Genomic DNA, 24,874 nt, shown 5'->3' with positions numbered 1-24,874 from the left:
TAATAACTTATATGTAAGTGAAATTTATTTAATAAACATCATAGGATTAAAATTAATTAAAATCTCTTAAATGTTACATTTATGAAACATTTAAGAGATTTTGTTGTTTAATTCTTATTTTATTATTAATAAGTAAACTGTTTTTTGAAAACATTAACACGTATAACACATATAACTAGGAGGATTATAGAATGTTTGGATTTTTTAGCCCAGCTCCAGCAATACCTAGACTTCCAAAAGATAAGGTATCATCAGCATACAAAGCATATCGTATTCGTATGTTCCTTATGATATTTATTGGATATACAGGTTACTACTTAGTTAGAAAAAACTTTGCTGTAGCATCACCATATTTAATTGATAACTATGGATTTTCAAAAACACAAATCGGACTTATAAGTATGGGACTTGCTGTATCTTACGGTTTAAGTAAGTTCATTTTAGGAAATTTATCAGACAAATCAAACGTAAAGAAATTTATATGTTTTGGACTTATTGCATCATCAGTATTAAGTGTTCTAATGGGATTTGCTCGTACAGTTCCAATATTCTTAATACTTATGGTATTTAACGGATTCTTCCAAGGTATGGGAGCTCCACCATGTTCAATAGTATTAGGTAAATGGTTCTCTCAAAAAGAAAGAGGACTTAAAATGGGAATATGGAATACTTCTCATAATATAGGTGGAGGTTTAATCGCCCCTATAGCAACTTTATGTTTATTAATATTTGGACAAAATCATTTCCAATCAATATTCTTTGTACCAGCAATAATATGTACAATAGTAGCTTTATTCTGTTATGTAATTGGAGCTGATACTCCAGCATCTGTTGGATTACCTCCAGTTGAAGAATATAGAAATGATTATCCTGAAGTTAAGGCTGAGGTTAATCCAACAACTTTATCTTCAAAAGAAATAATGGTTAAATATGTTCTTAAAAATAAATATGTTTGGTACTTAGCACTAGCTAATATCTTTGTTTATTTAATAAGACAAGGTGTTGTTAACTGGATTCCTATATACTTAAAAGAATCAAAAGGATTCTCTGCTGCTAATGCAAACTGGGCAATGTTCTTATTTGAATATGCTGCAATACCAGCATCAATATTACTTGGATGGCTTTCAGACGTTGTATTCAAAGGAAAGCGTGCTCCACTTAGTATCTTATGTATGATCGGTGTTATATTTGCTACAGTAGCTTACTGGCAAACAAGCAGTACATTAGTAACAATGATTTCTGTTGCATTTATAGGATGCTTCATATACGGACCTCAATTATTAATAGGAATGAACTTAATAGACGTTGTACCTAACTTCGCTGTTGGTTCTGCTACAGGTTTCTCAGGACTTTGCGGATACCTTCTTGGTGAATTCATGGCTGACTTCGTTTTAGGTATGATAGCTGATAGCTTTGGATGGAACGGTGCATTCATATTTATCATAGTAGGTGCATTCATTGCATTACTTCTTTTAGCTTTAACTTTAAAGATAAAGAAAAATCCACAAGTTGAAGATAAGATAGCTTAATATTTTAATCACAATATAACTAAATATATACATATATAAATCAGATAAAGGAAACTAGGAGGCTCCCCCTTTCTAGTTTCCTTTTTTATTATAGAAATTAAAAATTATAAATATTTTTAGAGAATCACTGATTTTATCTAAAAACATATAAATTTTATTATCTTATATGTTTTAAAGTGCTTACTGGATGTCCTTTTAAAAGTCTATTTCCATCAGTATATCCTTCTTCTCTTCCTTCAAGCTCTTTAATTAATATTTTTCTTAAGTAATCTATTCTCTCTTTATACTCTTCTGAATCTATAAGATTAGTAAGTTCCTTTGGATCATTCTCTAAATCAAAATATTGTTCTTCCCCTCTTTGAGAAAACCACAAAAACTTATCTCTCTTTGTTACAATGTAGTGGTTAGAATCCTCTCCAAATGAATGTTCTCCATGAATATAATCTCTCCAAGTAGAATTTCTTTCCTCTATTAAATTCTTAAGGCTTAATCCTTCTACTGAATCAGGTATAGAAATATGAGCAAAGTCTAATAAAGTTGGCATAATATCTCTTAACTCTAAAACTTCATCAAATACTTTTCCTTTTTTCCCTTTTAATAAGTTTCCTGGGTCATAAATAAAAAATGGAACTCTAGAACTTCCTTCATAAGGAATTCCCTTTCTAAACCAATTATGATCTCCCATCATATCTCCATGGTCAGAAACAAATAAGAATATTGTATTATTTAATTCCCCATACTCTGATAAGGCTATTAAAAATCTCCCTATTTGATGATCAATATGAGTTATTGACCCATAATAAGCAGCTTTAGCTCTTTTTAATGCCTTCTTATTAATTATTCCCTTTACACAATTTATATCTTTTCCTCTATTTTCTTCATCCTCTTTATTAGCCCAATCTCCCATTAAAGGTTCTGGTAAATCCTCATCCTTATACATATCAAAATAAAACTTTGGTGGATCTAAAGGGGAATGTGGTCTAACAAAGGACATCTTTAAAAAGAATGGCTTACTTGGATCTTTTCTTCTTAAAAAATCTATTGATTCATTAACCACCCAATTAGTAGGGTGTAAGTTTTCCTCATATCCCCAAGGTCTAGATACCCACGAATTGCAATCAAGTCCTATATCTATTAAATCAACATTATGCCCTTTCTTTTCTCTAAACCACTTTAAATAATCATCACATTGTTCAATTTGAGTAGATGCTTTTCCTTCTTTATTTCTGGCAAAGTGTAAATACCCATCATGTAACATAATATTATGAAATCCACAAAGATTTCTCTCTGGATAAACATGCATTTTCCCAATACATTGAGTATGATAACCAGCTTTTGAAAATTCTGAAGCTATGGTATTTTCATAATTCCATGAAACTCCATCTTCATACCCAACTCTTCCATGAGATTTTTGGCTCATGCCTGTTAAAATAGATGCCCTAGATGCAATGCAACTTGGAACTGCTGTATAAGCATTTTCAAAGTTATATCCTTCAGTGGCCATCATATCTAAGTTTGGAGTTTCTATAAATTCATTTCCATTAACCCCTAGACAATCTCCTCTCATCTGGTCAACCATGATTAACACAATATTTGGCTTCATATTTAATCTCCTCCCATTTTTCTCTTCATTTATACCAATTTAAATATATTATAACTTTTTCATTCTAAAATGTAGATTATCTATTTTTACATATTTATTTATTATTTTTAGGCTCCTTTAAACAAAGCCTACTTTTAAAATATCTATAATGAATATCTTCCTATTAAAGTTTCCACCAAGCAAAATATACTCATCTTATAATAATTACTCTCTTAAATAAAAAAAGATTATATCAAAACTTAAAATAAAACATATAAACAATATATTTATAAATTTTATTTTAAGTTTTGATACAACCCTTTAATTTTATCCTATTTATTTTCCTCTAATAATTTTTTTATTTCTAATCTACAAGCAAAACAGCCATAAGTATTGGCACCTGTCTCTTTTTTTACTTTTTCATAAGTATCTGCTCCATTTTTTATTGCTTCTATTACTGTTCCTTCTGATACCTTTTTACATCTACATACAATTCTATCTTTATCTATATTACCCATTCTAAAAATCTCCTTAAGTTAAAAATATATTTTTAGCTTACCACATAACTCTTCAATATATAAATAAAAAGATGCATCCAAACAAGAAATATTTTCCCTATTTAGATACATCCCTTTTTTTGCAAAACTATTTAAATATATGTCTTATATATTCCTTTGGATTATATATAAGTATTCTAGGTCCTGAAAACTTCATTACCTCTTTAACTTTTTCTCTCATATCTTTTTTATAACAATGAATAGGGCACTTTTTACAAGAACTTTTTTCATTTCCAAACTTACAATAAGTTAATCTCTTATGAGCATACTCTTCTAACTCTCTACATTCATTACAAAGTTCCCCATTTAAACTTCCATGTTTCTTCTTACAATAAAGCTTTATCATTAATGTTATTATCTCTTTTTCTTTATCTATTCTGTTCAACAACCTCACCTACTTTTACGGTTTTAATTCTAAAGATAAAATAATAGAATTTAAACATCATTAATATTACTATAAATATTTTTAGATGAATACTCTTTGATAGTATCAGTGGAAATAATAACATAATGTCCGCTGTAAGTAGTATAGTTAATTTAGTTTTTAAAGTCATAGCCCTATTTTTCTCAAAGCTTTCTAAATGATTTTTATATATCTTTGTCCCTTTGAACCACTTATCAAACTTGTCTGATCCTTTAACAAAACAGAATGCTGTTAATAATAAAAATGGTGTAGTAGGTAATATAGGTAAGATTATTCCTATTAACCCTAATCCTAAGGAAATAAAACCTAAAATAACATAAAATATCTTAAGCAAGCTCATGTTTCACCTCTTCACATTGAATTAAATTTCCCTTATTAATTCTAAATACCTTTTCACATACCCTAGTTGTAGACTTTCTATGAGTTATAAGTATAAGTGTTTTATCTTTTAAATATGTTCTTATAGACTTTAAGATTATTCCTTCATTTAAAGTATCTAAGTTACTTGTAGGTTCATCTAGAATTACTATTTCACTTTCTCTTAGGAATACTCTAGCTAGTCCAATTCTTTGCTTTTCTCCTGAAGATAAGTTTCCTCCTAATTCTCCTACTTTTGTTTTATATCCATCCTCTAAGCCCATAATAAACTCATGTATTCCCGCTTTCTTTGCAGCTTCTTTTACTTCATCTAAAGTTGCATCTAGCTTTCCTATTTTAATATTGTCTTCAATACTCATATTAAATAGACTTGTTTCTTGTCCCATTAAGGCCATTTTCTTTCTTAACTCTTTTGTCTGAATCTCTTTTACATTCTTATTTCCTAGGCTAATTTCACCCTTTGTAACATCCCAGAATCTCATAAGTAATTTTACAAAAGTACTCTTTCCAGTTCCACTTTCTCCAATTACAGCAATCTTGTCACCTAATTTTATATCTATGTTTACATCTTTTAATACATTTTCTTTTCCCTTATATGCAAAAGAAACATCCTTATACTCTATGTTGTTTCCAACTTTCATTCCTTCTCCTAAAACTTCTTCTACAGAAGGCTTTTCATCTAAAATATTAAAAATTCTTTGAGCTGAAGCAAAAGTTAAAAGAAGATTGTTAGATAGATTACTTAAGGCTACAACAGGTCCAAAGGAAGATGCTATTAAAGTAACCACAATTATTAACCCTCCAATTGTCATAGTTCCTTTTAAAACCTCTAAATAAGCAACATATAAAGCAATAAGTATTGTTAACATTATGATTAAATCACTAAAGGCTCTTATTATTCCCTCATGTTTTTTTATAACCTTTTGCTTCTCATTTAATTCTTCAGAGAATTTTTTTATATTCCCTCTTCTTTCATTACCATTGTTGAAAATTAAAACCTCTTTAATTCCTCTAAGAGAATCTAAAATATAAGAATTTGTTTTTCCGAATGCTTCTCTATATTGAACACCAGCTTCTTTTCCAAAGCTACTACTAATATAAGGAACCCCAAAACCTATTAGTATATAACCAATTATTCCAACTATACCTACCTTTACATTTATACTTAAAAGTATTAATCCCATTATGGTGTTAGTTATAATTGCTATACTGATTGGTGCTATAGTATGAGCATAAAAAACTTCTAAAAGTTCAATATCAGAAGTTATCATAGAAATTAAATTTCCCTTTTCCATTCCTTCTAATTTAGCTGGCGCAAGTTTTCTAAGAGCTGAAAACACTTTGTCTCTTAATATAACTAATATTTTAAAAGCTATATAGTGTCCACTTAATTGTTCTCCATATCTTAAAGGTCCTCTTAATATTCCAAGTACTATCATTAAAATAAGAGCTGTTTTAAATGAAAAACTTATAGTGCTATCTATTAAACTTGATATTGCTACACTTCCAAGTACAGTTATTCCTATAGCTGCTAAAAATCCTAAAACTCCCATAAATACTGTTATAAACATTACAGGGGCAAGAGGCTTAAGCTCTACTATAAGCCTTTTCATTATTGAAAAACCTGATTTTCTCATTTATATAACACCTCCTACTTCTAATTCATTTTGATAATTTACCATGCCATAATATTTGTTCTTTCTTTCCATAAGATCCTTATGACTTCCCTCTTCAACTAGAACTCCTTTATCTAGCATATAAATTCTATCTGCATTTTTAACATTAGCAAGTCTATGAGAAATAACTATTACTGTTTTCTCTTTTGATATTTCATTTATAGATTTCCAAATCATATTTTCACTTTCAACATCAATATTTGAAGTTGCTTCATCAAAGATTATTACTTCTCTATTTGCTAATATAGTTCTAGCTAAAGCAAGTCTTTGCTTTTGTCCTCCTGAAAGCTTTGATCCACCTTCACCAACTTCTAAATCTAATTTTTCCTTTTTAGAATTCACAAAATCTAAAAGGTTAGCCTTTTTTAAGGCGTAATTTATCTCTTCTAAAGTTGCATCCTTCTTAGCTATTAATAAGTTATCCCTAACTGTTCCATTAAATATATAACTGTTAGTTGATATTATGGATACCCTATTATAAAGCTTTGAAAAATCAATATTATTTATATCAGTTCCGTTTAAAGTTATCTTTCCTTTTGAAGCCTTATAGTTATTTAAAATCAATGAAGCTATAGTACTTTTTCCACTTCCACTTTCACCAACTATTGCTACATAGTCTCCTTTATTTATTGATAAAGATATATCCTTTAAAACTTCTCTTTTTCCATCATAAGAGAAACTTACATTCTCAAGAGAGATGTTTGATATTTCATTAAGATTACTATCTGAAGAAACCTTGCTTTCATCAGCTTCTAAAACTTTGAAAATTCTATCTGCAGCAGCTATTCCATTCATAGCAATGTGGAAATATGATCCTAATAATCTAAGAGGTATGAAAAATTCTGCTGATATTAATAAAATTACTATCATTCCTCCAAGGCTTACTGTTCCTGCTCTAAATTGTAATAAAGCCACTATACTTCCAAGGGCAGCTCCTCCAAAAGCAATTAAATCCATAACATTTATTGAGTTTAATTGCATACTTAAAACTTTCATAGTTATCTTTCTAAAGCTTTCAGCCTCTTCATTCATAAGTTCATGTCTTTCATTATCCATATCAAAAACCTTTAATGTTGTAAGCCCTTGAAGGTTTTCTAAGAATGTGTTTCCTAAATCTGAATACTGTCCCCAATATTCCTTTAATATTTTCTTTGCTATTTTCATTATTAATATTATTGATATTGGTATTAAAGGCAGACAAAGTATAAATACTAAAGCTGCTTTAAATGAAATAAATGCTAAAGCACAAAATAAAGTTAAAGGCGCTAAAATAGAATATATTAACTGAGGTAAGTATTTACTAAAATAAACCTCTAAAGCCTCCACCCCTTCAACAGCCATTTGAACAATTGAAGATGTAGAATCTACCTTATCATATCTCATTCCAAGTTTTAAAAGCTTCTCATATATCTTATCTCTAAGGGTAATCTTAACCATCTCTGAAGATTTATATGAGAAGTGTCCACTTAATAAATTCACACAAAATCTTACACCTAAAAGACCAACTAAAATTAATACTTTTTTATTTAAGTTTTCAATATTCCCTAAACTAAAAAGTTCCTGAATGCTAAATCCAATAACTATTATTGTCATCAGATTACAAATTACAGAAATCCAATTCATTAAAACAGTTAAACCTATGTATTTCTTAGATTCCTTACACAAGTTTAAAAGCCTCTTGTCTATCATCATAATTCCTACACCATCTTTCTGAAGTTTATAAAGTTTATTTAACAAATAGTTTTTGGTATAAAATAAGTCTCTCCAGTTTCCTTACATTTGTTAATAACACCATTAACCTTATAAACTTCCTTTAATAAATTTTCATCTATTACATTCTCTGATTTTCCCTCTTTTACAATTTTTCCATCTTTCATGACAACAATATTATGACTATATTTAATTGCTTGATTTATATCATGTAAAACCATAACAACAGTTAGCCCATTATACTTATTTAACTTTTTTACAATCTCTAATATTTCTATTTGATGAAAAATATCTAAATAAGTTGTTGGCTCATCTAAAAATAAAATTTTAGGCTTTTGAGCTAAAGCCATTGATATAAAAGCTCTTTGTCTTTCTCCCCCTGATAAATTCATAACTCCCTTATGTTTTAAATCATCAAGTCCTGTACATTCTAAAGCCCATTTAATTATGTTTTTATCTTCCTTGTTGTTACTTTTAAAATATCCTTTATGAGGATATCTACCATAGGCAACAAGCTCCTCAACCTTTATATCCTTTGGCACACTATTTTGTTGATGAACAGTTGCTAAAATCTTTGCTATATCCTTATATTTAAGATTGTTCATGTTTATATCCCCCAAATAAACATGTCCAGTTTTACTTTTATTTAAAGCACATAATAGACTTAGCAAAGTTGATTTTCCACTTCCATTAGGGCCAATAATAGTTGTTATTTCTCCCTCTTTTATATCTATATTTAAATCATTAATGATATTTTTTTCTCCCTTGTAATTGAATGATAATTTTTCCCCTCTAATCATCTACATATCACTCCTTCTTAGTAGATATAAGAAGAACGGTGCTCCAATAACTGCCATAATTATTCCTGCTGGTATTTCATATGGCTTTACTAGCATTCTTCCTATTGTATCTGCAAGTAAGACTAATGCTCCTCCAACAAATATTGAAAAAGGAATCAAATATCTATGATCAGAGCCAATTAATATTCTACAAATATGTGGTACAACTAATCCAACAAAGGAAATAATACCTACAATAGCCGTTGATACACTCCCTAAAAATACAGCTACCACTGTTATGAGAATCATTTGTAAATCTGAATTAAAACCTAAACTTTTTGCATTTTTATTTCCTAAAACTATAACATTACATGATTTAGCTAAAATTAATGCAAAACCCATTCCTATTATTGAATATAAAAATAAAATTTTAACTTCATCCCATGAAGTGGCAGCTAAGCTTCCACTTATCCAAGATTGTATATTCCCTGCACCTACGCCACTACCTATAGTTAATATTTGTGATAAACCTCCTAAAAGAGCATTTATAGCAGCCCCTGCAAGGACTATTCTCATAGTATCTAACTCTTTTTTATAAGCCATTAAATACACAACTATACAAGAAACAAGCCCTCCAAAGAAACCTACTATTGGTCTTATTGATCCTGAAGCTGGCATAAATATTATGAATATTAATGATACTAAGCATGCTCCAGAAGATATTCCTGTTACTTGAGGATCAGCCAAGGGATTTCTTATTACTGCCTGAAGTAATACCCCTGCCAAGGCAAGATTTCCTCCAACTAAAGCAGCTATAATGACTCTCGGCATCCTTAAATCTTTTATTATTCCTATATTTCCTTCATTACTTCCACTTAAAAGACCTTTTATTAGTTCACCAAAACTTATATCAATACTTCCTAGCTTTAAAGAAACTATCATTAAAATTAAAACTATTAATATTGATAAACCTATATATAAGCTTTTTAACTTATTATTTTTCACCATATATTATTTCACCTAACTTATCTAAAGATTCTATTACTTTTAGGTTTGCACTCATACCAAAGTACCCGTTTTCTAAGTAATAGACCTTTCCTTCTTTAACAGCTTCAATTCTGCTCCAGGCTGGATCTGAAGCAAATTTTTCTTCAGCCATTTTTTTAGCTTGTTCAGGCATTCCATGAGTCATAACTAATACCATATCTGGATTTAGCTTTACTATTTCTTCATTGCTATATGAAACAAATGGCTTTTTATCATCTTTAACTATGTTATTTGCTCCCACCTTATCCACTAAGTTTCCTATGTATGATGAAGGAGTAGCAATCATCATGCTTCCTGGTGCTGCAAATACTAATAAAACATTCTTTTTTTCTTCTTTAGATAAGTTCACAAACTCATCTTCCTTAACTTTAAGCTCATTTAATATTTCATTTGCTTTTTCTGTCTTATTAAATCTTTCACCTAAAGTTGATATACTTGTTTTTAATCCTTCTAATGTAGTTAAATCTATAAATTCACTAGGTATATTGTTATCAGTAAATAGTTTTTTATAATCTTCTCCTAAGGTATCTACAGATACTACAACATCTGGATTTAAAGATTTTATTATTTCTAAATCTGGATTCATGGGATTACCAACTTTAACCGCATCTTTAGTACTTTCAGGCAAATCATAAGAACTAGTTGGAACTCCACTTACCTTTACTCCTAATTCATCTAATATTTCTGTTACAGCAACAGAGGTTGCCACAACAATCTCTTCTCCATTTTCTTTTTTTAAACTTTCCTTTGATTCTCCAGAGTTATTTGAACATCCCATAACTCCAAAGCCTAAAAGGCATATTAAACTTAAAGCTATACCCTTTTTTAAAAACACTATTTTCCCTCCACTAACCTATTAATTTTGCTTTAACTATGTATCTGTCTTTTCCTCTATTTGTACATGTAACTATGGTCATTGTTTTCTCATCTAAATTTTGATTCAAAACATCAGTATCACTAGGTGATGTGACAAAAATCTCATTAATTTCATACTGAAATATATCAGTTAAAGTTGTGATTTTTATTTCATCTCCTACTTGAAGCTTGTCTATATTTCTAAAGACCTCATTATTTATAGTATTTCTATGTCCTGCAATACTAAAATTTCCATTTTCGCCTGGCATAGCAGTATTTTCAAAGTGACCAATGTTATTTTCTAACACATCTAAGGTACTACCCTCAGCAATAACTGTATGTACACCTATTTTTTCTATATCTATTAAAGCTATTCCATCTCCATTTTTTATTTCTTCTAAAGTCTTTTTCTTCTCTTCTTCTGAATAATTAAACTTTTCCTTAAACTCTTCTAAAGTTTTTTTCTCAACACTACTTTTATAAAGTTTTCCTATAAGAACTGTAGAAACTATAACTAAACCTAAAATAAATAATCCTTTAGCTAGTTTATTTCTCATTTTACTTTTTCCTTTTAAATATTACTAAGGAAACTATTAAAGCAACTATTATAATTCCGCCACCAATATAAATGAACATATTCTTATTATTTGCTAAACCTGTTGCTTCGCTTATAGCATCTTCACTTTTTCCAGTTTCATCAGAAAGATTTTCATTGCTACTTTCCTTGTTTTCCACTTTAGGTGCTTCTAACTTCTCAACAAGAGTTAAAGTATCAAACTTTGGAATCACCTTAAATTGAACATCTCTTTCCATAGGTCCTACATATATTTTCGCCTCTAGCTCTGAATCCTTATTAGGAACCTTAACTTTTAGTTTTATAGTTCCATTCTCTTTATCTTCTTCAACAATCTCAGCATTTCCATCATTACCATCTACTAAGATTCTGAAATTTTCCATATATTCTGTTCCTGAAAAACCTATAGTATATTCTGTTTCATCCCCTAAAATTTTAAGCTGCATAGTGTCATTTAAATAGCTTCTAGACATTGACATCCCTATATCTGAATCATGATAAACATCATTTTTAACATCATATATTCCATTTTCTAAGTTTTCATTTGCTAGTACATCAACACTTCCAAAAACTCCTGTTAAAGAAATAAAAATTGTCAACATAACTAATAAAACAGGTTTTAAAAATCTCATCTAATTTCCCTCCATTTGTTTAAAAATAGTTTGAGAGGAAATCCTCTCAAACTAAACTGCTTTTACTCTTCTCTTTTTCTAATAAACATAGAAGCTCCCATCATTGCCATTCCTAATAATGCAACTGAGTTTCCTCCTATTGGTGAACCAGTCTGTGGTAAGCTTGATACAGTAAAGTCTTTTACAAACTTTTTAGTATCTTTTAAAAGTTCTACATTAAACTCAACATTTCTTCCCATTGGTATTACATATAAACTTACTTTAATATCTGCATCTAAATTAGGAATTTCAAATCTTAATTTAATTGAATCACCATTCTTAGATACAACTTTATAGTTAGCATCTTTACCATTTACAGTTATCTTGTGGTCTTTCATAAACTCTTGACCAGTAAATGTTAATGTTAAATAAGTTTTTCCATCAATTTCTTCTAAGTCAGATATTTTGTTTAAATATTTTCTTGCCATATCAACACCAGTCTGACTTTTATGAACAACTTTGTTTTCTATTGTGTAAAGTTTTCCCTTAGTAACTTTATTTTCTGTAACTGTACTGTTTCCTTCGTTAGCTGAGCTTCCATTATTAGAAGAGCTTGTACCGTTACTTTCTTCTGATTTATTCTCTTCTTCTATTGCAGGTTTGTCCTCTCCACTAACTAATTCTAAAGTTCCCTTATTAAGTATTGTTTTAAAGCTTACATCTCTACCCATTACACTTACAAAGGCTGTAACAACTATATCAGCATCAAGACTTGGTATCTCAAAAGATATTGTTCTATCAGCTTCATTTGGCGTTGCTACCACATCTTTACCATTTACAGTTATTCTAAAATCCTTAAAGAATGAGAACTGCTCTTCATTAAACTTTAGTGTAAGAATTTTTTTATCATCTTTTACCTCTAATTTACTATTCTTAGATAGAGCTTTTCTTGCCATATCATTTCCCACATCTTGATTTCCATCACCAATGTATGAAACATCATTTTTTATGTTATAGATACCATTCTTTAATTGATTTGCATCTACTATTTCTCCTGAACTTCCTTCACTTTCATTTTCTTTATCTTCATTTGCACTTCCATTGCTTCCTGAGTTAGTATTTCCTGAATTATCTTGATTTCCACTATTCTCATTTCCACCTGGAATATTCTCACTATCTTCATTACCAGGCTTATTATTATCTTCTAAATTATCTTCTAATTTCTTAGCTGTATCATAATTTAAAGTAGTTTTAAAACTAACTTCTTTCCCCATCATACTAACTAGTGTAGATACAACAATATCTGAATTTAAATCAGGTATATTAAACTTTATAGTTCTATTATCTTTATTTACTTCTGCTTCTACTTTTTCTCCATCAACTGTTACATTGAAGTTCTTTAAGAAAGCATATAATTCACTATTAAAAGTTAATGTAACTGTATTTTTCCCATTTGATATATCAATTCTTGAATCATCTGACAACACTTTTCTAGCCATGGAATTTCCTGTTTCCATGTTTCCTTGTCCAACATATTGAACTGTATTCTTAAGGGTATAGCTTCCATCCCCTAAAGTTGTTTTTTTATTAACTGTAACATTTACTGTTTTTTCATCAAATTGCCCTGATGAATCTGTAACTTTATAAGTTATTGGATATAATCCAGGAATCTCAGCTTTTCCATCTTTTATAAATGATGTATCTCCACTTATCTCAACTTTTAAATTAGAATCTTCCTTATCAGTTCCAATAACTCCAGATAATAAATCAATAGCATCACCTTGAGTAACACTAATATCCTTAGCATTATTTATAGTAGGTGCTTCATCTAATAAATTAACAGTATTCATATCATTAACTAAGAAAAGCTCAACCTTTCTTCCCATCATTGTTATGAATAATCCTATTTTTACCTTTGTATCAGGTGATGGTACTTCAAATGTTATTGATTTATCATCTTTATTTTCTTCTATCTTTAAAGCTTCTCCTCCAGCGCTAACTTCAATATTGTTCATAAATCCATATAAACTACTATTAAAGTAAACAGTCATTAATGTTTTGCCATCTTCAATCCTAAACTTTGTTTTTTCTCCTACAGCATTTCTTGCCATATTTTCGCCTGTAGAATTTCCTTCTTCAACATATGAAGTTACATTATTAGCTTCATATATTCCATCTCTAAGTCCTTCTGAACGCACAATTGCAGTTCCACTATTTATATTAGTGGCTGCATATACAGTATCCGCTCCTACTCCAACTAACATAGATGTTACAAGTGCATAACCTAAAATTTTATTAATTTTCTTTCTTCCCAAAGTTAATCCCCCTTTTGACTTTCTTTTCCTATTGAAAATGATTATCAATAATGTTAACATACTTATATTATCATAGATTTTTATAATTGTTTTTCTCTATATTAAGATTTTTTTTAATATATTAAGTTTAAAAAGGAGGATTTTGTGTGATTTTTTTAAAATCAGTTCTTATAGATTTTTATAACTGCTGTGAAATTCCAATAAGAGCTGTAGATAATAATATGAATATTCTTTCTGAAGTGGGTTACTCTTCTTTTTATGATTATATATTTAATGACTTGAACTTAAATAGCAAGTTTGAGCGCTCATATTTAAAACATGATCATAATGACTCACTAATAATTACCTTTGAAAATAATATATCTTTTTATTCATTGTTTAATTATAAATCAATTGATAAAGACTTAATTTTCATAATAGGTCCCCTATATTTAAAAGAAGATTTAAAAAATTCTAATGATGATTTAGAACTTTATAAAATACCTTTAAAGACTAAAAGTTGTCTTAAGTATTATAATTCTCTATTGAAAATAATCTTAGATGAAAAACTTAAAGATAATTTTTCAATTTCATATTCTCCTTATGTAGGAAGAGCTATAGATTTTATAGAAAAGAATTACGCAGAAGAAATTACTATAGACTCTCTTTGCACAGAATTTAAAATAAATAAGTCCTACTTCTGTAATATATTTAAAAGCGAAACTGGCCAAACATTTATAAACTTTTTAAATAATTATAGAATCGAAAAGAGTAAGGACTTACTTAAGGATCTTGACCTCTCACTTTTGGATATTGCACATAAGGTTGGATTTAGTAATCAAAGTTACTACTGCACAGTATTTAAAAAATTTACTGGTCTAACTCCCTTAAAATACAGAGAGGATAACTATAAAAAAGGTTTGTAAACTCTTTAAAGTTTACAAACCTTTTTATAAAACTATTTACTATAAATTATTTACCTATTAATTCTACAGTTTCCTTAGCTATCATTAATTCCTCATTTGTTGGAACAACATATGCTTTAATTTTTGAATCAGCTTGTGATATTTCTGCAAGTTTTCCTCTAACTTTATTTTTTTCTTTATCTAAAGTTAATCCTAAGAATTCTAGATCTTTTAAACACTCTTCTCTAGTTTCAGGTGAATTTTCACCTACACCAGCAGTAAATACTATTACATCTACACCACCCATATTTACTATAAATGAACCTATTTCAGCTCTTATTCTATAGTGGAATATGTCTAATGCTAATTGTGCACGCTTGTCCCCTGTTGAAGCGGCATCTTCTATATCTCTAAAATCTGAACTAACTCCTGATATTCCTAAAACTCCTGATTTTTTATTTAAGGATTCAGAAACCTCTTCTATAGTATATCCACATTCCTCAACTAAAAAAGGAATTATTGAAGGATCTATATTACCTGATCTAGTTCCCATTGGAATCCCAGCAAGTGGAGTGAATCCCATAGTTGTATCTATACACTCTCCACCTTTTATTGCTGATATACTTGCACCATTTCCTAGGTGGCATGTAATTATTTTTAAATCTTTTATATCTTTTCCCATAGTTTCTGCAACCTTATGAGATACATATTTATGTGAAGTTCCATGGAATCCATATTTTCTAATTTTATGATCTTTATATAAAGCATAATCTATTGCATATATATAAGCTTTTTCTGGTAATGTTCCATGAAAGGCTGTATCAAATACAGCTACCATTTCTTTATTTGGCATAAGACTTTGACATGCTCTTATTCCAATTATATTTGCTGGATTATGTAGTGGAGCTAATTTACTACACTCTTCTAAGTATTTTATAACTTCTTCATTTATGATTATTGAAGAAGAGTATCTTTCTCCCCCATGAACTACTCTATGACCTACTGCTGTAATTTCATCAATAGATTCAATAACTCCAACCTTTGAATCCACTAAAGTGTTTAGAACTATATCTATAGCCTCTTTATGATCTTTTATTTCTTTTTCTAATATATATTTTTCTCTCAATTCATTTTTTTGGACTAATCTAGATTGATCAAGTCCTATTCTCTCAACTATACCCTCTATGATATCCTTTTCATTAGCCATATCAATTAATTTATATTTTAATGATGAACTTCCACAATTAATTATAAGTATTTTCATTTTTATCCCTCTCCTAATCTCAGTTAAATTGATTTAAACCTTTAACCCATGCCAATCTTAAGATAAATTTTATATTCTAATCTAATATATTTCAACCTTAAACATAAAAAGATTTTGTAAATATTTTCGCAAAATTATTTTATTTCAAAGAAAATAATATAATAACTCCAAATTAGGAATTTTATGTAACAAATTACTTCATAATCACTTTATTAATAATAAAAATAACTTCTATTTTTTTATAAATACTTCTATTAATAACCATATAAATAATTTTACAAGATTTATTTTGAAAACCTATTATCTAAAACTAATAATAAATATATAAATCTCTTTTACCAAATTTAAAATCTTTTTAAATATTAAATCAAAAGAGCTTATTTATTAAGCTCTTTTGATTTTAATTTAACTTCTCTCTATTTTAACCTTGCTTCCACCTATTCCTGCCTCTGCCGGTGTTAATATAAGCTTAACTGGAACTCTGTTTTTTATAGATTCAACGTGGCTTATTATACCTACAGATAGTCTTTCGTGATGAAGTCTTTCTAAGGAACTCATAACCACATCTAAAAGATTATCATCTAAAGTTCCAAAGCCCTCATCTAAGAAGAATAATTCTAAAGGGGCTGTTCCTTTTAACTGAATTTGTGATGAAAGTGATAATGCTAAGGCTAAGGAAGCTAGGAAGGTTTCTCCCCCTGAAAGAGTTGAGGCATCTCTCTCTGCACCTCCATTTTTATAATCTCTTATTATAAACTTACCATTTTCATCAACCTCTAATCCATAAACTCCATTAGTTATATCCTTAAGCTTTTTAGAGGCCTCTATGGATATATATTTTAATTGATTTGCTGCAATAAATTCTACAAACTTCTTTCCTTTAAACAATTTTTCTAAATCACTTAAAAGAGCAAGCTTATGTTCTTGTTTAGCTTTAATATGAAGTATATCCCTTTGTTCTTCAAGTTTTTTCTTTATAGACTCACTTTCAGTAACAAGTCTAATTTTTATTTCTTCAACTTCCTTTAATTCTTTTTCAGTATTATTTTTCTCCTGAAGAACCCTTGTCCATTCTTCTTCTGTTAAACTCTTTCCATTTAACTTTTTAATTAATAATTCTATATTTGCCCTAACCTTAATAAAGTTATTATGGTATTCTTCAATTAATATTTTTAATTTTTCCTTTTCATCCTTAAATAAAATCCCCCCTTTAACCTCTAATATTGTCTTAAATCCTTCTTCCTCTAAAGCTAAGTTTACTTTTTTCTCCTCATTTTCTTTTCTAAGATTTAATGAATTTACTCTTTCCTTAGTAACAGCCATCTCTTGATTCATATTATTAAAGGCTTTTTCTAGTTTTTCTTTTTCCTCACTTAGATTTAAATAAGCCTTTTCTATATAATCAATCTCTAATTGTAAATCTTCTAATAAGCCTTTTATATCTATTTTTTCAATAGGTAAAGCTTCATCAATTAAGCCCTTTAAAGCTCCTTTAATCATTCTTTCCTTTTCTCTATAAACTTCTACTTTACCATCTAACAAGGATTTTTGACTTAAGTAATTCTCCTTTAATTCATCTCTTTTTTCTCTTAATTCATCCTTTATCTTATTTGATTCCTCTAACTGAGTTCTTAATATTCTAATCTCTTTCTCTAATAGATTTTTTTCTTTCTCTTTTTTTAATATCAACTCATTTTCTAGTTTAATATCCTCAATCTTTAGTTCATTTTTTATGGAATTAAGCTCAGAAATTTTTAATTTTAACTCCTTATCTAATTCTTTTACCTTTGAAGCTATTTCTTTCTCTCTAACTATTTTTTCACATAAAATAACCTCAGCCTTATTGAAGATATTTTCTAAATTATTTTTCTCTTCCTTTAATTTTTCTAAATTTTTTTCTAGATTTTCTTTTTTAAGATTAAACTCCTCTATTTTATCTTTTAAGGTATTAAACTCTTCTTCTAAGGATTTTAATCTTTCCTCATTAACTTCTCCTACTTCTTCTATGGAAATATTTAATTCCTCAATTTTCTTATTTTCATATTCTAAAGTAGCTTCTATTTTTGAGAACTCTAAAATAAGCTCTTTTAGTTTTTCTTCCTTACTTTCTAATAAAGTTGTTTTTTGATTTGATTCATCTAAATTAATTTTCTCAACCTTATTAAGTTCATGGTGAGTTGATCCACAAACTGGACAACACTCCCCGTCTACTAAATTCTCTCTAAGTTTATGAGCTAATTCTTCAACCTTAACCTTATTTATATACTCCTTAAGCTCTCTTACCTCTTTTTCTAATAATAATTTTTGATTTTCAAAACCTTTAAGTTTTTCTTCAAAGTTATTTTTAGTCTTTAAGGACTCTTCTAAAGAATTTTTTATCTCTTTATATTTATTAAGCTTCTCTCTATACTCTCCAAGTTTTATTTGTTTTTCTAAAATAGAATTACTATCCCCTGGTGTTTCCTTTAAAAGACTTTCTAGTTTGTCCCTTGTCTTACCTAAACTTTCTATCTTAACTTTTAAATCCTTCTCTGACTTTTCTTTATCCTCTGTAAGCTCTTTTATATATCTCTTTAATTCAGCCTCTTCACTCTTTATCTCATTAAATTGTTTATCTAAACTTTCATAAGAATTTAAAATAAATAATCCACTATTAATCTTATTTTTAAATTCTTCATGGACAAAAAGCTCTTCTTTTCTCTCTTCCTTCTCTTTTAATTCTTCATTTAATCTCTTTTCATTTTCTTCTATAGAATTTAATTTAGTATCACATTTACTTCTATCCTCAAAAATCTTCTTGCAAGCTTCCTTTAATTTAACCCCATCAGCCTTTATTTGAAAAAGTATCTCTCTTTCCTTTTGGCTTTCTAATAACTTTTCCTTCTTTAATCTTAAGTCAGGTAATTTTTCTTCCTTCTTTTTAGCAACCTCTTCAAACTTTAGCTTATTTTCTTCTCTTAAATTTATAAGTTCCTCTAATTTCTTATTTAACTCACTAAATTTTAAATCCTCTTTATTTATTTCCTTTAAAATATCTTCAAGATTATTTATAAATACTATTACCTTATCCGCCTTATTTGAAATTTCAACCCTTTCTTTAAAAGATTTTATTTCCTCACTTCTACTTACTAAACTCTCTTCTTCAATTCTTTTGTCATAAAGTTCTTTTTGAGTATTCCAAACTTTTTCCGCTTCCTCAAATTCTTTTTTTATCTTATTTAATAACTCTTCTTTACTTTTAATACTTAAGTTGATTTCCTTAATTTCTTCTTCCTTTGCTTTTAAAGCTTCTTCGCTAATTCCCTCATATCCCTTTAATTGTCCTTCTAAGACATTCATCTTATCTTTTTCTTTTCTTATTTCAAAACTAAGCTTACTAGAAAGATCATCACCATATTTTCTAAGATTAAATAATCTCTCAAGCATATTTCTTCTCTCTTTTCCTTCTAGCTTAAGAAATTCACTAAACTTTCCTTGTGGAAGAACAACAGTCCTCATAAAATCATCTAATTTTAGCCCTATAATCTCCTCACACTTTGAAGTTACAGCCTTTGCCTTTTCCTCTAGTACATTTTCAACTCCGCCTGTTATATCAATTATCTTTGAACTTTTATTTCTTATTCCGCCACTTTTATTATCTCTTTTAAATTCCCTATCAACTCTATACCTTTTTACTTCATTACCTGTTATTTGAAACTCATAACTTACATAGACACCATCACAGTTAGTATTTATATAGTTTGAGCTTTTTCTTGCAATATCACCATATAAAGCAAGGGTTATTCCATCTAGAATTGTAGATTTTCCACTTCCAGTAGGTCCAAAAATACCAAAAAGCCCTCTCTCTGTTAACTTATCAAATTCAACAACTTGCTTATCTATAAAACTATTTAATCCCTTAACCTCTAGCCTAATTGGTTTCATTTTCTTCATCCCCTTCCTCTTTAACTATATTAAGTAAAAGCTCTAATAAATCTTCCTCTGGCTTAACCCCTCTTTCCTTTTCATAAAAGTCAGTGAATAATTCTTCAAAAGATTTTTCTGAAAAACTTCTTTCATCATTCTCCTCTTCATCTAGTGTTATCTTAGGAATAATTTCAATAATATCCCCTTTAAGCTTCTTCATGGCCTTTATTTCATCTTCTCTTATATATCTATCTGTTTTTATTTCTAAATAAACCCAACATTCTCTATCTTTATTTTCTTCACATTTGTAAATGGCTTCATCTATGCTATCACACTTCCAAACTTCTATAGGCTTGTACACATCAAATTTTATTTCATCTATATTTGCTTCCTCATTTGCTTTAACATCTACAATAAAACACTTTTTTTCAAAGCTTATTTCTTTTTTATTATATTGAAGTGGTGAACCTGCATATCTTATCTTTTTATTAGTTCCTGGTAGAATCATAGGCTTGTGTATATGTCCTAAAGCAATATATTGAGCTTCTTCTGGGAAACATTCCTTATCAACAATGAAACTTCCTCCAAGCTCTATATTTCTCTCTGAACCAGTATTTTCTGCTCCCGTTGCAAAAAGATGAGATACCACTAAATTAATTGTATCCTCTTTAAAATTTCCTTTAAGAGAATCAAATAAAAGCTTTATTCTATCACTATAACTTTTTATTCTCTCACAAGTTTCATCCATTGCACCATATAAAACTTCATTTAATCTCTTTTCACTTGGATATGGAACAGTTAATATTACAGACTTTTCTCCATTTATATCTAATTCAATAAATCCTTCTCCTGAATTTAAAACTTTATTTCTTCCATATTCCCCTACTTCAACTATACTCTTAGGAGTTCCAACCATCACTATACCATGTTCTCTTGCTAAGGGACCTGCAGCCACTAATCTTTCTGGATTATCATGGTTCCCTGAAATAACTAAAGTCATCCTCTCTCCATTAGCTGATATCTTTTTTAAGGTATCATAAAACATTTTTTCTGCCCTAGCTGGAGGATTACTAGAATCATATACATCCCCTGCTATAATAACTAAATCTATATTATTATCCTTTACTATGTGAACAAAATCCTCTAAAAATCGTTCTTGCTCATCCATACGACTTAATCCTTCTAAATTTTTTCCTAAATGCCAATCAGCAGTGTGAAGTATCCTCATTCCGCATCTCTCCTAACACCTTTTTAAATTTATAGAAACTTTCCTCTTTACATAAGATTATTTCTAACTTTAATCCTTATAAACATTATACTAAACCCTATTTATATTTAATAAGATTTTGATAAATATTTTATAGCATAAATTGCTATTTTAAATTTATATTTTTTATAAAATTCTAGTATTTTTATTAATAATAATTATTCTCAAATAATTATTAGCTTAACTTTCAAAAAAATATATATTTTATTATCAAATTGTATAAAAAATAATTATTTTATGAACCTAATTCGTAAAATATCTTATTTGATGATGATATTTTTAAGTAGTATATTAAATTTATAAAAGAGATATTAAAACTTTAACATATTAAAATTTTGAATAGATTTACGAGGTGATTTTAATGAACTCATTTATGATGGATATAAAAAACAATAGTAACGATTTACATGCTGTAGCTGAAAAAACAGGATTCTTAAAAAGATTATTAGAAGGAAAAGCTTCTACTGAAAGCTACGCTGAATATCTTTATAATCTTTACGAAGTTTATAACGCAATAGAAGTTAACTTAGAAAAATGCAAAGATAACAAAGTAGTTAAAGACTTTGTACTTCCTGAAATTTATCGTGCTGAAGCTATACTTAAAGATTTAAAATTCTTATTAGGAGAAAACTTAAATACAATGAAACCATTAGCTTCTACAAGAGCTTACGTTGCTAGAATAAATGAAATAGGCGAAACTGCTCCTGAACTTTTAGTAGCACATGCTTATACTAGATATCTTGCAGATTTATTTGGTGGAAGAACAATCTATGGTATGGTAAAAGATTTATATAAAATAGATGAAGAAGGATTAAATTACTACAAATATGAAACTTTAAGTGATGGACCTGAAATGAAAGGTTTCGTTATGAACTATCATAATAAACTTAACAATATTGAATTAAATGAAGAAATGAAAGAAAGATTCATAAATGAAGTTGCTAATTCTTATGTTTATAACATAGCAATTTCAAATGAATTAGACTTTATAAGATTTAATAGATAATTTATACTCCTAAAAATATATTAGAAAAAGGGATTATATCAAAAACTTAAATATAAAACTTATAAACATCTTGAGAATTATTAAATTGAAAATCTATAGTGCTTACTCCCAATGTTATATAATCTATAGAATGGCTTGAATCTCATAATTTCTTAAGATACATTTTAGAAGTTTTGTTAAGAAGTTACTTTGGTATAAGCCCTTTTTTATATGACTTTATCCTTTAATTTCATATTTCTTTTAATATAAATACTATATAAAATTAGAGCTATGGAGTATCCATAGCTCTTTCCCTAGTAATGCCACCCCATAGTTCTGCCCAAAACTATGGTTTTTATAAGGTCTTTTCACCTTATATACTTCCCTAATTTTAAAATTTATAAACATAAATTCATTATTATTTTTAATAGTTAATTTATTTACTAAAGAAATTTAATTTTTAGCATAGTATATGTTACTAAAGCATACCTTATTATCTATGGACATACCTTCTTTTTAGTTGATATTTGTCGAAAGAAAATTTATAATATATTTTGCTTTAGTAATAAGTAATAATTTATAGGAGGTTTATTGATGAAGTTTGATCTTAGTAAGATGTACGAGAAGCTTTTATCTTGGATTACAACTAATGGCTTTAAATTAGTAATTGGTTTAATTCTACTTTATATTGGATGGAAAATTATCAATAAAGTAATTAAGATTTTAGCTAATATAATGAAAAGTAGAAATGTAGATCCTACATTAACATCATTTGCAGAAGCTTTTTCAGAGGTGTCTCTAAAAGTTCTTCTAGTTATAACCCTAATGAGTTATGTTGGATTTGATATAGCTGGACTAGCAGCTCTTATAGCTTCAGCAGGTTTAGCAGTTGGACTTGCCTTACAAGGAAGTTTATCTAATTTTGCTGGTGGAGTAATAATTCTTTTATTAAGACCTTTTAGAGTTAATGATTTTATAGAAGCCTCAGGATATTCTGGAACTGTTGAAAGAATAACTGTGTTCTATACTCATCTAGTAACGCCAGATAACAAGGAAATACTTATTCCAAATGGTACACTAGCTAATGGAAGTCTTATAAACTATTCATCAAAGGATACTAGAAGAGTTGATTTAGTATTTAGCGTTGGATATGATGACGACATAATCAAAGTTAAAAATGTTCTTTGGGATATTATAAATAAAAATGAGTTAATTTTAAAAACACCTGAAGCATTTGTAGGTATAAGCCAACATGCTGCAAGCTCTATAGATTTTACTGTTAGAGTTTGGACTAAACAAGAAGATTATTGGAAGGTTCATTTTAGCTTATTAGAGGAAGTTAAATTAAGATTTGATGAGGAAAACATAACTATTCCATATCCTCAAATGGATGTAACCTTAACTAAATAAAATATAATAAAACAATAAAAAGCCTAAATTAAATGAACAAATAAACACATTTAATTTAGGCTTTTATCAATCCTACCACACTAAATCTTAAATAATTATCTTAATTTTATAATAACGTTTTCAAGTGCTTTTGTCAATATCTTTTTCAAAATATTGACAAAAATTATTTTAAATATTTTTAATATAAATATTCATCTTCTATATAATTAGTTAAATTATAATTGCTTAAAATATTATTATTACTATCTAAAACATCTTTATTATTCATATAAAACTCTAAATTTTCTTTGCTAATTATATTAAAGTTTAAATCAGCAAAGTACCATATCTCTTTGTCATCTTCACCGAAATAACTACTTACAGGCATTTCAACAAATTTATAATATATATTTTTATTTATATAATATGGTTTTTCAACATCAAATATTAAGCAAGTATCTTCAAAAAATCTTTTTGAGGTTCTTATAGGTTTTAAAATATATCCCTTTTTATTGCTAAAATCCTTATTTTTATCTAAAGGAAGCTTTTTAGATTTTCTAAACTGAATATAGTATTCCTTACCTGCTGACTCAATACTACGAACATCTGGTGAAAATTCATTATTTTCTAAATAAATATTTAGAAGCTCTACTTTCTTTTGATCTACACTTAAATCCTCTAAATTCTTTATTGGTTTATCCCTAAAGCTATCCTTATTTGAATCTATGCTATTTTCTATTTCTAATATATCTTCTTGAACATTTTTATCTTTTAAATCAAGGTTTTCTTCTTTTATTATATTAAGCATAATTTCTGCATTTACTAAATCTCCATGATTAATATAAGTTTTTGCCTGAAACACCTTAGCTTCTAATCCCTTAACTCTCTTATGCTTAAATTCCTCTATTCCAAAAACTGATATTCCAGCAACCAAAACACCTATTATTCCTACAGCTAGGAATCTTTTCATCTTTATCCCTCACTTATCTACTTTGTATCTTTCTATATTTTTTATTACTTCTTAATCTCTAATTCTCTTCAAACCTCAAAATTTTATTATAATATCCTAATTGTTCACTTTCAATAGTTCTGTTTATTACAACAAATTGTATATAAAAATAATACAATAACACTTTTCAAAA

20 protein-coding genes are annotated in these 24,874 nt (G+C 28.2%); 4 read left to right on the top strand and 16 right to left on the bottom strand.

The features are described 5' to 3' along the window. The first annotated feature begins 191 nt into the window (after positions 1-191). A complete protein-coding gene (locus CPF_RS01135) occupies positions 192-1,529 on the top strand; it encodes an MFS transporter (protein ID WP_003458294.1) in 1,338 nt (445 codons plus the stop codon). 157 nt (positions 1,530-1,686) lie between these two features. On the opposite strand, the gene CPF_RS01130 is transcribed toward CPF_RS01135, so the two are convergent. The 12 genes from CPF_RS01130 to CPF_RS01075 all read right to left on the bottom strand — a co-directional run bounded on the left by CPF_RS01130 (position 1,687) and on the right by CPF_RS01075 (position 14,037). Next, positions 1,687-3,132 (bottom strand): arylsulfatase, encoded by a 1,446-nt coding sequence (locus CPF_RS01130; protein ID WP_011590105.1) that lies wholly within the window; start codon positions 3,130-3,132, stop codon positions 1,687-1,689. Between the two features lie 311 nt (positions 3,133-3,443). Continuing rightward, positions 3,444-3,629: a (2Fe-2S)-binding protein gene (locus CPF_RS01125; protein ID WP_003458360.1), complete on the bottom strand. Its 186-nt coding sequence runs from the start codon at positions 3,627-3,629 to the stop codon at positions 3,444-3,446. A gap of 127 nt (positions 3,630-3,756) precedes the next feature. Beyond that, entirely contained in the window at positions 3,757-4,053 is a 297-nt protein-coding gene (locus tag CPF_RS01120; protein ID WP_003458317.1) for a nitrous oxide-stimulated promoter family protein, read from the bottom strand. Further along, entirely contained in the window at positions 4,037-4,432 is a 396-nt protein-coding gene (locus CPF_RS01115; protein WP_003458262.1) for a YbaN family protein, read from the bottom strand. The genes CPF_RS01120 and CPF_RS01115 overlap by 17 nt, the downstream gene beginning before the upstream one ends. Further along, positions 4,419-6,107, bottom strand: coding sequence for an ABC transporter ATP-binding protein (locus CPF_RS01110; RefSeq protein ID WP_011009685.1), 1,689 nt, complete (start codon positions 6,105-6,107; stop codon positions 4,419-4,421). The genes CPF_RS01115 and CPF_RS01110 overlap by 14 nt, the downstream gene beginning before the upstream one ends. After that, the gene (locus CPF_RS01105) at positions 6,108-7,835 is read right to left on the bottom strand and encodes an ABC transporter ATP-binding protein/permease (protein WP_011590103.1); all 1,728 of its coding nucleotides are present in this window, start codon (positions 7,833-7,835) and stop codon (positions 6,108-6,110) included. Positions 7,836-7,876: 41 nt separating this feature from the next. Next, positions 7,877-8,656, bottom strand: a complete 780-nt coding sequence (locus tag CPF_RS01100; protein ID WP_011009683.1) for an ABC transporter ATP-binding protein — start codon at positions 8,654-8,656, stop codon at positions 7,877-7,879. Next, the gene (locus tag CPF_RS01095) at positions 8,657-9,643 is read right to left on the bottom strand and encodes a FecCD family ABC transporter permease (protein ID WP_003458270.1); all 987 of its coding nucleotides are present in this window, start codon (positions 9,641-9,643) and stop codon (positions 8,657-8,659) included. Further along, positions 9,630-10,517, bottom strand: coding sequence for a heme ABC transporter substrate-binding protein IsdE (gene isdE / locus CPF_RS01090; RefSeq protein WP_003458265.1), 888 nt, complete (start codon positions 10,515-10,517; stop codon positions 9,630-9,632). Before isdE ends, CPF_RS01095 begins: the two co-directional genes overlap by 14 nt. Positions 10,518-10,530: 13 nt before the next feature. Beyond that, positions 10,531-11,094, bottom strand: a complete 564-nt coding sequence (locus CPF_RS01085; RefSeq protein WP_003458327.1) for a class D sortase — start codon at positions 11,092-11,094, stop codon at positions 10,531-10,533. A gap of 1 nt (position 11,095) precedes the next feature. Beyond that, a complete protein-coding gene (locus CPF_RS01080; RefSeq protein ID WP_003458334.1) occupies positions 11,096-11,743 on the bottom strand; it encodes an NEAT domain-containing protein in 648 nt (215 codons plus the stop codon). Between the two features lie 62 nt (positions 11,744-11,805). Further along, on the bottom strand, positions 11,806-14,037 hold the full coding sequence (locus CPF_RS01075) for an NEAT domain-containing protein (protein WP_011590102.1): 2,232 nt from the start codon (positions 14,035-14,037) through the stop codon (positions 11,806-11,808). A gap of 146 nt (positions 14,038-14,183) precedes the next feature. Between CPF_RS01075 and CPF_RS01070 the strand changes: the two genes are divergently transcribed. After that, on the top strand, positions 14,184-14,942 hold the full coding sequence (locus CPF_RS01070; protein ID WP_003464291.1) for a helix-turn-helix transcriptional regulator: 759 nt from the start codon (positions 14,184-14,186) through the stop codon (positions 14,940-14,942). 46 nt (positions 14,943-14,988) lie between these two features. On the opposite strand, the gene CPF_RS01065 is transcribed toward CPF_RS01070, so the two are convergent. The 3 genes from CPF_RS01065 to CPF_RS01055 all read right to left on the bottom strand — a co-directional run bounded on the left by CPF_RS01065 (position 14,989) and on the right by CPF_RS01055 (position 21,319). Continuing rightward, positions 14,989-16,185, bottom strand: coding sequence for an acetate kinase (locus CPF_RS01065; protein WP_003458278.1), 1,197 nt, complete (start codon positions 16,183-16,185; stop codon positions 14,989-14,991). A gap of 405 nt (positions 16,186-16,590) precedes the next feature. Further along, positions 16,591-20,109, bottom strand: a complete 3,519-nt coding sequence (locus tag CPF_RS01060; protein WP_011590101.1) for an AAA family ATPase — start codon at positions 20,107-20,109, stop codon at positions 16,591-16,593. Continuing rightward, the gene (locus tag CPF_RS01055) at positions 20,096-21,319 is read right to left on the bottom strand and encodes an exonuclease SbcCD subunit D (RefSeq protein WP_003458260.1); all 1,224 of its coding nucleotides are present in this window, start codon (positions 21,317-21,319) and stop codon (positions 20,096-20,098) included. The genes CPF_RS01060 and CPF_RS01055 overlap by 14 nt, the downstream gene beginning before the upstream one ends. Positions 21,320-21,719: 400 nt before the next feature. Here CPF_RS01055 and CPF_RS01050 point away from each other — a divergent pair, with 400 nt between their 5' ends. After that, complete coding sequence (locus CPF_RS01050; protein ID WP_003458341.1) at positions 21,720-22,364, top strand: heme oxygenase (biliverdin-producing); 645 nt, start codon at positions 21,720-21,722, stop codon at positions 22,362-22,364. Between the two features lie 573 nt (positions 22,365-22,937). After that, entirely contained in the window at positions 22,938-23,753 is an 816-nt protein-coding gene (locus CPF_RS01045) for a mechanosensitive ion channel family protein (protein WP_003458319.1), read from the top strand. Between the two features lie 178 nt (positions 23,754-23,931). Here CPF_RS01045 and CPF_RS01040 read toward each other — a convergent pair whose 3' ends face one another. After that, on the bottom strand, positions 23,932-24,702 hold the full coding sequence (locus CPF_RS01040; RefSeq protein WP_003458282.1) for a hypothetical protein: 771 nt from the start codon (positions 24,700-24,702) through the stop codon (positions 23,932-23,934). Between the last annotated feature and the right edge of the window lie 172 nt (positions 24,703-24,874).

It is taken from the genome of Clostridium perfringens ATCC 13124 (assembly GCF_000013285.1).
Classification (GTDB): Bacteria; Bacillota; Clostridia; order Clostridiales; family Clostridiaceae; genus Sarcina; species Sarcina perfringens.
Note: the sequence above shows the minus strand (reverse complement) of the source record. Positions and strands in the feature narration are given on the sequence as shown.

Excerpts from the sequence above, each read along its gene's own strand:
- CPF_RS01135 (WP_003458294.1), top strand. The coding sequence starts at position 192 with ATGTTTGGATTTTTTAGCCCAGCTCCAGCAATACCTAGACTTCCAAAA.
- CPF_RS01130 (WP_011590105.1), bottom strand. The coding sequence starts at position 3,132 with ATGAAGCCAAATATTGTGTTAATCATGGTTGACCAGATGAGAGGAGAT.
- CPF_RS01125 (WP_003458360.1), bottom strand. The coding sequence starts at position 3,629 with ATGGGTAATATAGATAAAGATAGAATTGTATGTAGATGTAAAAAGGTA.
- CPF_RS01115 (WP_003458262.1), bottom strand. The coding sequence starts at position 4,432 with ATGAGCTTGCTTAAGATATTTTATGTTATTTTAGGTTTTATTTCCTTA.
- CPF_RS01110 (WP_011009685.1), bottom strand. The coding sequence starts at position 6,107 with ATGAGAAAATCAGGTTTTTCAATAATGAAAAGGCTTATAGTAGAGCTT.
- CPF_RS01105 (WP_011590103.1), bottom strand. The coding sequence starts at position 7,835 with ATGATAGACAAGAGGCTTTTAAACTTGTGTAAGGAATCTAAGAAATAC.
- CPF_RS01100 (WP_011009683.1), bottom strand. The coding sequence starts at position 8,656 with ATGATTAGAGGGGAAAAATTATCATTCAATTACAAGGGAGAAAAAAAT.
- CPF_RS01095 (WP_003458270.1), bottom strand. The coding sequence starts at position 9,643 with ATGGTGAAAAATAATAAGTTAAAAAGCTTATATATAGGTTTATCAATA.
- CPF_RS01085 (WP_003458327.1), bottom strand. The coding sequence starts at position 11,094 with ATGAGAAATAAACTAGCTAAAGGATTATTTATTTTAGGTTTAGTTATA.
- CPF_RS01080 (WP_003458334.1), bottom strand. The coding sequence starts at position 11,743 with ATGAGATTTTTAAAACCTGTTTTATTAGTTATGTTGACAATTTTTATT.
- CPF_RS01065 (WP_003458278.1), bottom strand. The coding sequence starts at position 16,185 with ATGAAAATACTTATAATTAATTGTGGAAGTTCATCATTAAAATATAAA.
- CPF_RS01060 (WP_011590101.1), bottom strand. The coding sequence starts at position 20,109 with ATGAAACCAATTAGGCTAGAGGTTAAGGGATTAAATAGTTTTATAGAT.
- CPF_RS01055 (WP_003458260.1), bottom strand. The coding sequence starts at position 21,319 with ATGAGGATACTTCACACTGCTGATTGGCATTTAGGAAAAAATTTAGAA.
- CPF_RS01050 (WP_003458341.1), top strand. The coding sequence starts at position 21,720 with ATGAACTCATTTATGATGGATATAAAAAACAATAGTAACGATTTACAT.
- CPF_RS01045 (WP_003458319.1), top strand. The coding sequence starts at position 22,938 with ATGAAGTTTGATCTTAGTAAGATGTACGAGAAGCTTTTATCTTGGATT.
- CPF_RS01040 (WP_003458282.1), bottom strand. The coding sequence starts at position 24,702 with ATGAAAAGATTCCTAGCTGTAGGAATAATAGGTGTTTTGGTTGCTGGA.